13 protein-coding genes and 1 tRNA gene are annotated in these 13,480 nt (G+C 43.8%); 11 read left to right on the forward strand and 3 right to left on the reverse strand.

Features of this window, described 5'->3' with window-relative positions; translation table 11 throughout:
- Positions 1-125: 125 nt before the first annotated feature.
- Positions 126-1,445 carry a Na+/H+ antiporter family protein gene (locus ACHUFW_RS12205; protein WP_394203416.1) on the reverse strand — a complete coding sequence of 440 codons (1,320 nt, stop codon included), beginning with the start codon at positions 1,443-1,445 and terminating at the stop codon, positions 126-128.
- Between the two features lie 394 nt (positions 1,446-1,839).
- Between ACHUFW_RS12205 and ACHUFW_RS12210 the strand changes: the two genes are divergently transcribed.
- Positions 1,840-2,445, forward strand: a complete 606-nt coding sequence (locus ACHUFW_RS12210; protein WP_394203417.1) for a peroxiredoxin — start codon at positions 1,840-1,842, stop codon at positions 2,443-2,445.
- Between the two features lie 86 nt (positions 2,446-2,531).
- On the opposite strand, the gene ACHUFW_RS12215 is transcribed toward ACHUFW_RS12210, so the two are convergent.
- Both ACHUFW_RS12215 and rnt read right to left on the reverse strand, forming a co-directional pair.
- Positions 2,532-3,104, reverse strand: coding sequence for an aspartyl/asparaginyl beta-hydroxylase domain-containing protein (locus tag ACHUFW_RS12215; RefSeq protein WP_394203418.1), 573 nt, complete (start codon positions 3,102-3,104; stop codon positions 2,532-2,534).
- 247 nt (positions 3,105-3,351) lie between these two features.
- A complete protein-coding gene (rnt, locus tag ACHUFW_RS12220; RefSeq protein ID WP_394203420.1) occupies positions 3,352-4,008 on the reverse strand; it encodes a ribonuclease T in 657 nt (218 codons plus the stop codon).
- Positions 4,009-4,154: 146 nt separating this feature from the next.
- On the opposite strand from rnt, the gene ACHUFW_RS12225 reads away from it, so the two are divergent.
- The 10 genes from ACHUFW_RS12225 (at position 4,155) to ACHUFW_RS12270 (ending at position 13,343) form a co-directional block, all read left to right on the forward strand.
- Positions 4,155-5,024 (forward strand): flagellar protein MotY, encoded by an 870-nt coding sequence (locus ACHUFW_RS12225; RefSeq protein WP_394203422.1) that lies wholly within the window; start codon positions 4,155-4,157, stop codon positions 5,022-5,024.
- A 613-nt stretch (positions 5,025-5,637) separates the two neighbouring features.
- Positions 5,638-7,797, forward strand: a complete 2,160-nt coding sequence (locus tag ACHUFW_RS12230; RefSeq protein WP_394203424.1) for a prolyl oligopeptidase family serine peptidase — start codon at positions 5,638-5,640, stop codon at positions 7,795-7,797.
- Positions 7,798-7,963: 166 nt separating this feature from the next.
- The gene (ybgC, locus tag ACHUFW_RS12235; RefSeq protein WP_394203425.1) at positions 7,964-8,362 is read left to right on the forward strand and encodes a tol-pal system-associated acyl-CoA thioesterase; all 399 of its coding nucleotides are present in this window, start codon (positions 7,964-7,966) and stop codon (positions 8,360-8,362) included.
- Entirely contained in the window at positions 8,352-9,041 is a 690-nt protein-coding gene (gene tolQ, locus ACHUFW_RS12240) for a protein TolQ (protein ID WP_394203427.1), read from the forward strand. Before ybgC ends, tolQ begins: the two co-directional genes overlap by 11 nt.
- Positions 9,041-9,475: a protein TolR gene (gene tolR, locus ACHUFW_RS12245; protein WP_394203429.1), complete on the forward strand. Its 435-nt coding sequence runs from the start codon at positions 9,041-9,043 to the stop codon at positions 9,473-9,475. The genes tolQ and tolR overlap by 1 nt, the downstream gene beginning before the upstream one ends.
- Before the next feature lie 3 nt (positions 9,476-9,478).
- Complete coding sequence (gene tolA, locus ACHUFW_RS12250; RefSeq protein WP_394203431.1) at positions 9,479-10,417, forward strand: cell envelope integrity protein TolA; 939 nt, start codon at positions 9,479-9,481, stop codon at positions 10,415-10,417.
- 9 nt (positions 10,418-10,426) lie between these two features.
- Entirely contained in the window at positions 10,427-11,755 is a 1,329-nt protein-coding gene (gene tolB, locus ACHUFW_RS12255; RefSeq protein WP_394203432.1) for a Tol-Pal system beta propeller repeat protein TolB, read from the forward strand.
- Between the two features lie 38 nt (positions 11,756-11,793).
- Positions 11,794-12,345 (forward strand): peptidoglycan-associated lipoprotein Pal, encoded by a 552-nt coding sequence (gene pal / locus ACHUFW_RS12260; RefSeq protein ID WP_394203433.1) that lies wholly within the window; start codon positions 11,794-11,796, stop codon positions 12,343-12,345.
- A gap of 22 nt (positions 12,346-12,367) precedes the next feature.
- Positions 12,368-13,105: a tol-pal system protein YbgF gene (gene ybgF / locus ACHUFW_RS12265; RefSeq protein ID WP_394203434.1), complete on the forward strand. Its 738-nt coding sequence runs from the start codon at positions 12,368-12,370 to the stop codon at positions 13,103-13,105.
- Between the two features lie 162 nt (positions 13,106-13,267).
- Positions 13,268-13,343 (forward strand) — tRNA-Lys (locus ACHUFW_RS12270).
- The last annotated feature ends 137 nt before the right edge of the window (positions 13,344-13,480 follow it).

Below are 13,480 nucleotides of genomic sequence, written 5' to 3' on the forward strand. Positions count from 1 at the left end.
GAGTTCGCTTAACTATTGATTTCATAACACTCTCCAAAAAAGGTTTGAAAAGTGTCAACGTTATTTAGGACGGGTCAGAGACAATAAAAAAGGAGCCATTTGGCTCCTTTTTTATTGCGGGTTGATTACAGCACCATGGCAGCTATCCAACCAAATACTAACAATGGAATATTGTAATGAATGAAGGTTGGGATCACGCTGTCACGGATATGATCGTGCTGACCATCGGCATTCAAACCAGCGGTGGGGCCAAGGGTTGAGTCAGATGCTGGCGAACCTGCATCTCCAAGAGCCGCTGCGGTACCGACTAAGGCAATGGTGGCTGGCACAGAGAAACCAAAGGTGATAGCCAGTGGCACATAGATAGTGGCAATAATGGGGATAGTAGAGAAAGATGAGCCGATTCCCATGGTGATAAATAGCCCAACTAGCAACATTAAGAAGGCGGCCAAGGCTTTATTGTCGCCGATCATGTCACTCAGTGATGCCACTAAGGTTGTTACATCACCAGTGGCTTTGACGACCGCCGCAAAACCTGCGGCTGAGATCATGATAAAGCCGATATTGGCCATCATGCGGACACCTTGGTTAAAGATATCTTGGTCGGCAACGTGGCTGAGTGCGCCAGAGAAACTAAAAATAATAAAACCGATTAATGCGCCAAATATCATTGAGCCAGTGTAGAGTTGTACCGCCAACGTTGCTGCAATTGCCACTAGAGAGATAGCAATATTTTTGCCACTAATTTGTTGCAATGACGCTTCAGTTTCTACTTTATTGGCTTGGTATTCACGGGGTTTACGGTAGCTGACAAATACAGCAATTAATAAACCACAAATCATGCCTAATGCAGGAATTAACATTGCGCTGGGAATTTGCTCTCGTACTGCATTGAGATCATTGCTATTAAGGTTAGCTAATAGAATGTCATTGAGGAAGATGCCACCAAAGCCAACTGGCAAGATCATATAGGTGGTGACCAAGCCAAATGTCAGTACGCAGGCCACTAATCGTCTATCGAGTTTTAATTTCGACATCACATGTAGTAAAGGCGGAATCAAAATTGGGATAAAGGCTATATGGATCGGCAATAGATTTTGCGATGAAATTGCCATAGCAAGAATAGCCAATAGCAATAACCAACGAACGCGTTTGATGTTGGTTTGATTCTGCTCTTTTCCTAAAGCACCAATAACTTTAGAGGAGATGAGTGTGGTTAAGCCCGAGTGGGACAATGCCACAGCAAATGCGCCGAGTAAGGCATAACTTAACGCAATCTGCGCTCCGCCACCTAGGCCTGTGTTAAAGGCATCGACAGTTTGTTGAAGGTTCATTCCTCCCATTAAGCCTGCTACCAGTGCACTGATAGTCAAAGCAATTACAACGTTGACTCGTGCTAGGCTCAGTCCCAGCATCAAGCAAACGGCAACAACAACAGCATTCATATATCTATACTTTCTAATTTTTCGTTTGGTTAAGCGGTTATTCTTGCCAGTAAATGCCTTGTATGTCCAGTTTTGCAGGTGTTTATATGAGATATATCCTAGGTTGTTATGGTTTTGTGGAGGCTAAGCTAATAAAGGTAGCAATAAGGTCAACAAAAACACTCGCTATTGGATAAAAGGTTATCACCCTAATAAAGCTAAGGGATTATTGATGATAGGTGCCAAGGGGACACCTATCTGCTGCACAATTCAGCAGTTGTGACTGACTTCGATGAATATTTATTTAAAAAAGTGATATTCATCGCAAAACCCTTGTACAAGATGAAACACTGCCTATAATGCCAATATATTTAAAACGAAAAGTCGTTTTTCAATCCATAGATGGAGATATAAAATGAGCGTATTAGTAGGCCGTCCGGCTCCTGACTTCACTGCTGCAGCTGTACTTGGTAATGGCGAAATCGTAGATAGCTTTAACTTAGCTGAAGCGATTAAAGGCAAGCCAACGGTAATTTTCTTCTACCCACTTGATTTCACTTTTGTTTGCCCTTCAGAGTTGATTGCTTTTGATCACCGTATGGACGAGTTCAAAAAGCGTGGTGTTGAAGTGATCGGTGTTTCTATCGATTCTCAGTTCACTCACAATGCATGGCGTAACACTCCAGTTGATAAGGGTGGTATTGGCCAAGTTCAATATACGCTTGTTGCTGACGTTAAGCATGAAATCTGTAAAGCATACGATGTAGAGCATCCAGAAGCTGGCGTTGCTTTCCGTGGTTCTTTCCTAATCGACAAAGAAGGTCAAGTTCGTCACCAAGTTGTTAACGACCTACCACTAGGCCGTAATGTTGATGAAATGCTACGTATGATCGATGCGCTTCAGTTCCACGAAGAGCACGGTGATGTATGTCCTGCTGGTTGGGAAAAAGGCGACAAAGGTATGGATGCAAGCCCAGAAGGTGTTGCTTCTTACCTAAACGATAACGCTGACTCGCTATAAATCTAGCTCGCGTTAATCAATTAAAGCCGCAGTGATGCGGCTTTTTTATGGATATTGATTCTAAGTGACACTGGCGTCACTCGCCGCTATTGCATTTTCAGCTGGGTAGCAAGCCATAAGTTGACCCGAGTATCTATGATTAAATGCACTTTATCTTCAGCGCTACTATTCATCACACTATAGGGATCGCTGACACGTAAATACCAACATTCTCCTGCCTGCATAGCGACGTCAACGCTGTTGAGCACAAAGCAAACTTCATCATTAGCTGTAATTGGAATATAAAGCCTCGCTAGGCCATGTTCACTGTCGATGGGCACAGAGGCCATTTGGCTATGACTGCTGTGCGCTGTTATTTTTGCTAGGAGTACGTTGACAATAGGGCATTTAAAGTGGTTGAGAACAGCTTGAATGTAGGGCGCACTATCCAAATAACTATTGGATGGGCGGCTGCTGTTGACTGCCATTGATTGCATTGGGGCCCGTTGGACCGCTGTCTGCTGATGGTATAAATCAATAGTTCGCCAATGCTGTTTGCCGTTTTGCGGTAGGCTGGATGCCTGTTTGATGAGCTCTTCAATACAAGAAAGGTTTAGACGTAATTGTTTGGCATCAAACTCAAAAGGTAATTTTACTCTATCTGGTAGGGTTATATTCATGTCGCCAGCCTCCATGCGGCTTCATTTTTTCAGCAATATCCATATTACTTTTGCGAAGAAGCCTACTGATAGTAGACCACTTCAAGGTAAACTGCGTAGTTATGCCTGGCTGTTTTCAGATAATGCAGTCTTTTGTTGTAGCGCTATGAAATGCTGACTGTGATTGGTGATGCTTGAAGAAAAAAACGGCCAAGATAGGGCAATCTATAAATAGATTGCCGACGGGGCGTGTCGTTGACGATGGATATTAATTTTCGTCTGCTAGTGGTGGCTCAGCGATCGGCCAACCGCCTAACGCCTTCCATTTGTTGACGATATGACAAAATAGTTCGGCGGTGCGTTCGGTATCATAAAGTGCGGAATGGGCCTCTTTATTGTCAAAATCTATACCTGCAATGGCGCAGGCTTTTGCCAATACAGTGTGTCCGAGTGCCAAACCTGATAATGCGGCGGTATCAAAAGTCGCAAAAGGGTGGAACGGTGTACGTTTCAAGTTATTACGTTCAATGGCTTTGGTGACAAAACCATGATCAAATGCCGCATTATGGGCAACGATAATACTGCGATGACAATCACTGGCCTTTTGGGCTTTTTTAACTTCTTTAAAGATGGTTAAAAACGCCTCTTTTTCGGAGACGGCGCCACGTAGTGGGTTGTCTGGGTCAATACCATTGAACGCCAGTGCGTCAGGTTCGAGGTTGGCACCTTCAAATGGTTCAATGTGATAGTGTAGGGTTTTATCTAAAACCAATTCGCCTTCGTCGGTCATTTTTAATAAGGTGACAGCAATTTCAAGCAGAGCATCGGTTTGGGCGTTAAAGCCTGCTGTTTCTACGTCAATGACAACCGGAAAGTAGCCGCGAAATCGATGATTCAGTTTGTTAGCGTCGCAAATATCGCTCATTAAAATGTCCAATTTATTAGCAGGACGCTATTATGGGCTAAGATGTAATTGATTGTCATGTTTGTTTGGCGATTATTTAAGCTAAAGGTTCATCAAACTGTGCCGATAGCTGTAAGTAACGACAATAATCTAAGAGTGCAAGGAATATGTGGTTAAGAGGGTTACTAGCTTGTGTAGTTTGTTTGCCTTTGACGGCTCAAGCAGAGTTGCGCCATTACGTTGCCTCATTAGAACAATCTAACTGGCGGATCAGTGACAATACACCGATTATATGCCGACTTGAACATGAAATCCCTTCCTATGGTAAAGCAGTATTTACCAGCCGTGCCGGAAAAGATCATGATTTGAATTTTACCCTTGATATGTGGGTAAAACCTGACGCGGTCACTGATGCTAAATTGATGAGTTTAGCGCCTGCTTGGCGTCCTGGTGTGGTATCAAAGAAAATAACCGAGCTGACTTATCAAAAGTACTTTAGTGGTGAAGTGCCAAAAAATGCTGCGTGGTCAATGTTGGCAGAGCTAGAGCAGGGCATGCAGCCGACTTTTTATTACGCAGATTGGTACAACGAGGCCAATAAAATCGCAGTTGGCTTATCAGCGGCAAACTTTGGTCGCCAATACCGCCAATTTAGAGCATGTTTATCAAACCTGCTTCCCTATAGCTTCGAAGATATCTCGTTTACCGTGCTTACTTATGAGTTTGGCGGTTCAGAGCTAACGCGCTATTCAAAGGCGCAAATAGCCAAGGTGCAAGAGTATCTTTCTTATGATCCGAATGTCGAATTGGTGCTTATCGATGCATATACGGATAGTTATGGCGGCCGCTCTGTTAATAAGAAGGTATCTGAGCAGCGGGCCAAGTCAGTGAAGGACTTTTTCTTAGCAGCAGGTATCCCTGATGAGCGGATCCATACCCAAGGTCATGGCGAGCGTAGACATGTGGCTTCAAATGATACCATTGATGAGCGTAGCCGAAACCGAAGAGTGGTGATTAGGTTAAGTAAGCCTTTATAAGTTTATCCGATACATAAAAAGCCCAGTTCTCAGACTGGGCTTTTTTGTGGCAACAATTAGATTGCCATGCCCTAATAAATAACAGGCAAAAAAAAGCCCACCTAGTCGTTAGGTGGGCCGCAAAATAAAACATTGCAATCAACAAATTGAAGGAAGGAAGTCAAGCATAAGAACCAGGGATTTGACTCACGTGCTAGGCACATAAGTCGAAAGTTCTTGTTTTCATCATCTGCCGAAGCAGACACTTCCTGAAAACGAGATGAATTATAGAGTTAACCATCTGGCCCGACAAGCTAGAAAAATTTCATTCTATCATAAGTTTTTCTAATGCATTGGCGGGCTATTTATGTGAGCGAATGCACTAAAAACATGGGTTTTCGAGTCATTAAGCACATTCTATGCATATTTTTACAGTTCAATTTATTTATGTTTGTTATGTTTTTATTAACAATCGCAATCTAGATGAGTGGCCAATTGTTTTTTTTATCTGATTGCGATGTTTTTTTTTGCTTGTATAGTACGGCTTGATGATTAAATAAAACCATAATAATTCAACACAGTGTCCGGTATTGCTGACCGATGCTGTGGTAAATATTCACCAGGATGGCAACACATGGTTCTTGATTCCCTATTTTCTAAAAAATCACTGCTAGTAGCTGGGCTTGGTATTGCTCTATTGGGCTGCCAAAATAACTCAGATACTTCAGATAACTATGCAAGTAAATCAACTCAAACACCTCAAGGTGTTGTTGAGACGCTGCATGGTGTTGAAGTGCATGATCCTTATCGCTACCTTGAACAGGAGAGCGACGAGACCCATGAATGGGTGGCTGAGCAACAGCAAGCAGGTTATGCCTACTTATCAAAAATAAATAATAAGCAGGCTGTGGTTGACCGTATTACCGAGCTTTGGAACTACGAAAAACAAACTGCACCTTTTGAACATGGCGACAATACCTTCTATTACCGAAATGACGGATTGCAGGCACAATCGGTTCTTTATGTAAAAGGTAAAGATGGTGTCGAGCGAGTCGCGCTAGACCCGAACAAGCTTTCAAGTGACGGTACGGTGGCATTGTCAGGTGTTTCTGTCAGTAATGACGGTAAAACCATTGCATATGGTGTGTCTAAGTCGGGCTCCGATTGGCAACAGTGGCAGTTTATCGACGTTGCAACAGGTCGCGCCCTTGGTGATGAACTAAAGTGGATTAAGTTTTCACGTGCACAATGGGCGGCGGATAACAGTGGTGTCTATTACTCTCGCTATGATGCCCCTGAAGGCGGTAACTTGCTTGCCGATGTCAATTTCAACCAGAAAGTCTATTTTCACAAGTTAGGTGATAAGCAGGCGCAAGATACACTTATTTATGAGCGTCCACAAAATAAGGACTGGGGTTTCGCAGCCAGTGTAACGGATAAAGGTGATTATTTACTGATCTCTATTTCACAAGGCACTGATAGCCGTAATCGCTTTTTCTATCAGTCACTGACAGACGCAAAAGCTGAAGTGGTTGAGCTGATTATCGATTTAGAAGCTGAATATCAGTTCCTGGGTAATGATAAGTCGGTGTTTTATTTTAAGACCGATTTAGCTGCGCCAAATGGCAAGGTCATTGCGATTGATGTGAATAGTCCAGATAAAGCAAACTGGCAGACCATTATTGCAGAAAGCAGCGATCCAATCAGTAACGTTGAAATCATTCATGACCACTTTGTCGTTAGCTACTTACACGATGTATTAGGCAAGCTGACCATCTTTAGTATGAATGGTGACAAGCGCCAAGATGTCGATCTACCAGGAAAAGGCAAAGTGGCCGGCCCTTATGGTAAACGCAGTAAAGATTACTTCTATTACGTGTTTAATAGCTATGTTCAGCCACAGACGACCTACCGTTTTGACTTTAAAACGGGACAATCGACATTGTTTGCCAAGCCAGATATCTCATTTAATCCAGACGACTATGTCTCTGAGCAGGTGTTTTATACCAGTAAGGATGGCACTCGTGTCCCTATGATGGTGTCATACAAGAAAGGGCTGAAAAAGAATGGGGCTAACCCAACACTCCTTTATGCTTACGGTGGGTTTGCGATCTCTTTGACACCAAGATTCAGCCCAGCAAATATTGCTTGGATGGATATGGGTGGCATTTATGCGGTACCAAATATTCGTGGTGGTGCTGAATATGGCGAAAGCTGGCACAAGGCCGGTATGTTTGATAAGAAGCAAAATGTGTTTGATGACTACTATGCCGCGGCAGAGTATTTAATTGAGCAGGGGTATACCAACTCAACCAAGCTTGGCGCATACGGCCGCAGTAATGGTGGGTTGTTAATGGGAGCGGTGTTAACGCAACGCCCTGACTTATTTGCCGCAGTGCTGCCTGCAGTGGGAGTATTGGATATGCTGCGCTTCCATAAGTTCACTATTGGTTGGGCGTGGACCAGTGAATACGGTAGTGCCGATGTTGCCGAGCAGTTCCCTGCATTATTAGCTTACTCTCCGTACCATAACATTAAGCCTCGCGCTTACCCTGCGACTATGGTGATGACAGCAGATCATGATGATCGTGTGGTACCTTTGCATAGCTTTAAATTTGGTGCACTGTTACAAGATAACCAACGAGGTGATGCACCTGTGATTATGCGGATTGAGTCAAAAGCTGGACACGGAGCGGGTAAGCCGACATCGATGAAAATTGATGAGTTTGCAGATATCTATACCTTCCTGTGGACCAATTTTGGATTGCAAGTGCCAGCAAAAATTGGTCAATAGTTGCATAGTGTTGATTAAAAATTAAAAAAGAGCAGCATTTGCTGCTCTTTTTTATTAACAAAATTTTATGAAGATAGTGATCCTAAGGCGCTGAGAAGCATTCACAATTGCTAGCGGTCTAGGTATAGTAGGCCTCAATTTCTTCATATTATTGGTTCTCTACTCTATGTTTCGATGGCCCATAACGGTCTATTACGAAGACACCGATGCCGGTGGAGTCGTTTATCACTCAAACTATCTCAAGTTTTTTGAACGGGCGCGAACAGAGTGGCTTCGTCACATCGGTGTGCAACAAACTTCATTGCTCGCAGATGATATCGCTTTTGTTGTTAAACACGCAGATTTAGATTTTAAAGTGGCTGCTAAATTCGAGCAGAACCTTTTAGTTGTTACAGAGGTCATAGAGTTAAAGAAGGCTTCTTTGACCTTTAAGCAGCAGTTGCTTGATGAAGACGGACGTGTTTACTGTGAAGGAACCATCTTAGTCGCATGTATTGCTCTATCTCGAATGAGACCCAGAGCCATTCCCCAAAATATAGTTCAGGAGTTTAACTGTGGAAGCTGACATCTCATTTATTGGGCTTTTTTTACAAGCCAGTTTTTTAGTTAAATTGGTGATGTTAACCTTATTAGGTTTGTCAGTGGTGTCTTGGGCGGTGATTTTACAGCGAAGAAAATTAATTAAATCTGCGCGAGAGAATGCCCTCAAATTTGAAGATAAGTTTTGGTCAGGTGTTGATCTGAATAAGCTCTACAAGGAACTGTCGGCGCGACAAGATAGTAATTCAGGCTTAGAAGCGATGTTCCATTCTGGTTTTAAAGAGTATGCTCGCCTAAGTAAACTGAACGGTCGCGTTCCCGATGCGGTGATGGATGGTAGTTATCGCGCGATGCGTGTGTCACTGTCTCGAGAGCTAGAAAAGCTTGAAACTCATTTGCCGTTACTTGCTACTATTGGCTCTACTAGCCCGTATATTGGATTGTTTGGTACGGTTTGGGGGATCATGAATTCGTTTATTGCGTTAGGTGCGGTAGAAAATGCCACGCTTGCAATGGTGGCTCCTGGTATTGCTGAGGCGCTAATTGCAACAGCAATGGGGCTTTTTGCGGCCATTCCAGCGGTTATCGCTTATAACCGATTTTCGACGCAAGTTGAAAAAGTGGAAATGTCTTACGCTAACTTCATGGAAGAGTTTTCGAGTATTTTACATCGTCAGGCCTATAGCGAAAGGGAACAAGCCTAATGCAGCAGGGTTATCAGCGTAAACGCCGCCGGCCTGTTGCTGAGATCAATGTTGTACCCTATATCGATGTGATGTTGGTACTACTGATTATCTTCATGGTGACCGCGCCGATTGTGACACAAGGTGTAAAAGTCGACTTACCCCAAGGGGAAGCAGAAGCATTACCAGCGGACAGCAAACCGCCGGTTGTGGCATCTATCGATGCCGATGGGGATTACTTTTTGGATGTAGGCAGTAGCAGTTCTCGCGAAACCCTCGACTTGGAAGAAATTGCCATTCGAGTGGGTGCGATTATCCAGCTTGAGCCTGAGCGTCCCGTTGTGGTTAAAGCCGATCGCGCCATTCCCTATGAGCGAGTGATTCAATTGATGGTGACATTACAAGGAGCTGGAGTACCTTCAGTTGGGCTTATGACGGATTCACCTGAGGAGTAAGGGGTGTCGAGCAAATCAAGTTTTACGATTCCATTAACCATTTCCGCTGGTGTACATATTGGCGTGATTGTGGTGTTAGCGCTTGGCGTCGATTTTTCTAGTAAACCTATGCCAACACCGCAGGCTAACAGTGCACCGGCTGTGCAGGCTGTGGTGGTGGACCAGCAAAAAGTTGCCCAGCATGTTGAGCGCTTAAAACAGCAAAAGCTTGAGCAAGAGCGTAAAGAAAAAGCGCGTCAAGATGAGCTTGAGCGACAGGCAAAAGAAGCGCGACAGGCAAGGGAACGAGAGCAGCAACGGATTAAGAAACTCGAGCAAGAGCGAAAGCAAAAAGAAATTGAAACCAAAAATGCCGCTGCAGCAGCTAAAGCGGCTAAGTTAAAAGAACAGCAAGAGAAACAAAAAGCAGCGGCAGCAGAAGCAGCACGTAAGCAAAAAGAGGCTGAGAAGAAAGCAGCTGAAGAAGCGGCAGCTAAAGCGGCTGAAAAGCGTAAGCGTGAGGAAGAAGCAGCCAGGAAAGCGGAGCAAGAGCGTAAGCGGAAGGCTGAAGAAGAGCGTAAACGCAAAGCCGAAGAAGCGGCTAGACGTGAGCAAGAGCGAATGATGCAAGAAGCATTGGCTGCTGAGCAAGCTGCTTTATCGCAAACTCGTAATAAGCAAGTGATGAGTGAAGTGCAACGTTATACCAGTATGATTCGAGCAACCATTCAACGTAACCTTGTTGTTGATGAGTCAATGCGTGGTAAAAGTTGCCGGGTTAATATTCGTTTAGCAAAAGATGGCTTTGTTACCGGCAGTCAAGTGATTTCAGGTGACAGTGTCGTTTGCCGAGCGACGAAAGCTGCCATTAATAAGGCCGGACGCTTACCTGTATCAAGTGAAGCCGATGTGTATAACAAACTCAAAGAAATCAATTTAACCGTTCAACCGGAATTTAATTAAAGGAGTCCCATGAAAGTACTGGGTAAATGGTTCATAGTTGCACTAATGTTGGTGACAGGTCCTGCCAAAGCAGCGCTTGATATTGTCATTACAGAAGGTGTCGATGCAGCACGACCAATTGCGGTTGTTCCGTTTGTTTGGCAGGGCACAGGTCCTGTTCCTTCACAGATCTCTGACGTTGTGATGTCAGACTTAACTCGCAGTGGTACTTTTAAACCTGTTGATGAATTAGGTTTACCACAGCGCAATATCAGTACTGTCGATCAATTCAAGGTAAGTCAATGGGGCAGTGTTGCGGCTGAAGCTGTGGTCATGGGCTCGGTTAAGCCCTATGGGCCGGATCAATACTTGGTTAACTTTGACCTTGTCGACCTGGTTAAAGCACAAATGCAATCAGGCTCTGGTCCGACTAATGCGTCTGAGTATCTTATTGATAGCCGTGAAACGGTGATCACTTCTGCGCAATTTAGACAATATGGCCACCGTATCAGTGATATTGTTTATGAAAAGCTAACCGGTATTCGTGGCGCTTTCTTAACCCGTATTGCCTATGTGGTGGTCAATCATGGTGATAAATCACCTTATAAACTCATGATTGCTGATTACGATGGTTATAACGAACAGATGTTATTGCGCTCTCCTGAGCCTCTGATGTCGCCTGCTTGGTCGCCAGATGGTCGTAAATTAGCTTATGTTAGCTTTGAAAACAAAAAAGCTGAGATCTTTGTTCAGGACATATACACCCAAGCGCGCAGCAAAATCACCAGCTTCTCAGGTATTAATGGGGCGCCGACGTTCTCTCCAGATGGCAAGAAGCTGGCTGTGACACTGTCAAAAGATGGCCAACCTGAAGTGTATGTTGTCGACATCAATACCAAAGCACTTAAGAGAGTTACGAATCACTACGCGATTGATACCGAGGCGTCTTGGGCGCCTGATGGAAAGTCATTGATTTTTACTTCAGAGCGCGGTGGTCGTCCGCAAATTTATCAAGTGGCCTTGGATTCGGGAAGAATTTCACGGTTGACGTTTGAAGGTGAATGGAATTTAGGTGGCTCTATTGCACCTGATGGGCGTAGTATGGTGTTTGTAAACCGTACTAATGGCAAGTTTAATATTGCGCGCATGGATTTAGAGACGCGTTTTATGCAGGTGCTAACGTCTACCCGATTAGATGAGTCGCCAAGTATCGCACCAAACGGTACTATGGTCATTTATGGGACCACTTACAACGGAAAACAAGTATTAGCGGCAGTTTCTATGGATGGACGATTTAAAGCCCGACTGCCTGTGGGTCAAGGTGAGATTAAATCTCCGGCTTGGTCACCTTTTTTATAATTAAATAGATAACTTACAAAAATACTGAGGATTTAAACATGGATCTCAAAAAGCTGTTTAAGGCTATGGCTGTTGCACTACCTATTATGGCAATTAGTGCGTGTAGCTCAACTTCTGATACTGAAACAGATTCGTCTAGCTCAACATCTGGAAGTGGCAGTGAACAAACTTCTGGTGGAGTTGTCGGTGGCGGTGTTGAAACAGGTGGTGTAGCACCTATCTTGACTCCTGAAGAGCAGCAACGTATTAAAAACCAAGAGTTACGTAAAGAACACATTATCTATTTCGATTTTGACCGTAGCTCAGTATCAGCTCAATTCTCAGAAGTGTTAAATGCACATGGTGAGTATTTAGTTGAGCATCCAAACGTACGTGTAATGATTGAAGGCCATGCCGATGAGCGTGGTACGCCTGAATATAACATTGCATTGGGTGAACGCCGTGCTAAAGCGGTTTCTAAGTACTTACAAGGTATGGGTGTACTGCCTAGCCAAATGAGTATTGTTAGCTATGGTGAAGAAAAACCATTAGACATGAGTCGTACCGACGATGGCTTTGCTAAAAACCGTCGTGCCGTTTTAGTTTACTAATTCTTTTTTCTTAGGGTTATTTATGAATAGAGCCGTACTTACAGCGGCAATGATCTTATGTGCTGGTTCAGCGGTTGCTGCTCCAGCACCAGTAGAAGACATTGCTGGTGGATCTTATGACGACCGCGTAGAGCGCCTTGAACGCATGTTAAAAGCACGTCAGCAAGTAGACTTTCAAACACAGCAGCGTTTGGATACATTACAGCAAGAAGTGCTTGATTTACGTGGATTAAATGAGCAGCAAGCCTATCAAATTGAACAAATGTTGCAGCGTCAGCGTCAGCTATATGATGAGATTGCTAATTTGTCGTCAAATCAAAGTTCCAATACTGTAGTTGCGGCAGGTTCATTAACGGCCATAGAAGCAGCACCTACTAGTTCAAGCTTAGGCGAGACAGCCAGTTATGAGCAGGCTGTGAACCTTGTATTGAAAGAACGCAAATATGAAGAGGCGATACCTGCCTTTAGTAATTTCATTGCAAATTATCCTGATTCAACATATGCAGCTAATGCAAATTACTGGTTGGGACAACTGCTCTATAATAAAGGTGACTTTCCTGAAGCAATAAAAGCGTTTACCACTGTGGTAAATCAGTACAAAGAATCAAACAAGCGCGGTGACAGTTTAGTTAAGCTTGGCATGATTGCTGAGAAAAGTGCTGATAACGCAAATGCAAAAGGCTTTTATCAGCGTGTGGTCAAAGAGTACCCAAGTAGTGCTGCTGCGAGAATTGCTAAGCAACAGTTGGCTGCTCTGTAACCGCTATTCAACTAAAAAACATACTCTTAGTTTGTTTTTCATGCAAATGACAAAAAATGGGAAATTTGGGGTTGCATGAGAAGATGAAAAAGGTATTATAGGCGCCCTCAGAGCGGCAGAGTCGCTTGAGGGACTAAATAGAGTCTATTTAGTTGGTAAGATGGGTCGTTAGCTCAGTCGGTAGAGCAGTTGGCTTTTAACCAATTGGTCGAAGGTTCGAATCCTTCACGACCCACCACTTTTTCTAGAGTGGCTAAATAATTAGAAACCAGATGGGTCGTTAGCTCAGTCGCTATTTTAGAGAAAGGGCAGTTGGCTTTTAACCATTGATACCGGTTAATTTACATCAAATCAGATATGGGTCGTTAGCTCAGT

This window comes from Shewanella waksmanii, from assembly GCF_043643685.1.
Classification (GTDB): Bacteria; Pseudomonadota; Gammaproteobacteria; order Enterobacterales; family Shewanellaceae; genus Shewanella; species Shewanella waksmanii_A.

Coding starts and splice junctions, on each gene's coding strand:
- ACHUFW_RS12230 (WP_394203424.1), top strand. CDS start 5,638: ATGGTTCTTGATTCCCTATTTTCTAAAAAATCACTGCTAGTAGCTGGG.
- ACHUFW_RS12215 (WP_394203418.1), bottom strand. CDS start 3,104: ATGAATATAACCCTACCAGATAGAGTAAAATTACCTTTTGAGTTTGAT.
- ACHUFW_RS12210 (WP_394203417.1), top strand. CDS start 1,840: ATGAGCGTATTAGTAGGCCGTCCGGCTCCTGACTTCACTGCTGCAGCT.
- tolB (WP_394203432.1), top strand. CDS start 10,427: ATGAAAGTACTGGGTAAATGGTTCATAGTTGCACTAATGTTGGTGACA.
- ACHUFW_RS12225 (WP_394203422.1), top strand. CDS start 4,155: ATGTGGTTAAGAGGGTTACTAGCTTGTGTAGTTTGTTTGCCTTTGACG.
- rnt (WP_394203420.1), bottom strand. CDS start 4,008: ATGAGCGATATTTGCGACGCTAACAAACTGAATCATCGATTTCGCGGC.
- ybgC (WP_394203425.1), top strand. CDS start 7,964: ATGTTTCGATGGCCCATAACGGTCTATTACGAAGACACCGATGCCGGT.
- tolR (WP_394203429.1), top strand. CDS start 9,041: ATGCAGCAGGGTTATCAGCGTAAACGCCGCCGGCCTGTTGCTGAGATC.
- ACHUFW_RS12205 (WP_394203416.1), bottom strand. CDS start 1,445: ATGAATGCTGTTGTTGTTGCCGTTTGCTTGATGCTGGGACTGAGCCTA.
- ybgF (WP_394203434.1), top strand. CDS start 12,368: ATGAATAGAGCCGTACTTACAGCGGCAATGATCTTATGTGCTGGTTCA.
- pal (WP_394203433.1), top strand. CDS start 11,794: ATGGATCTCAAAAAGCTGTTTAAGGCTATGGCTGTTGCACTACCTATT.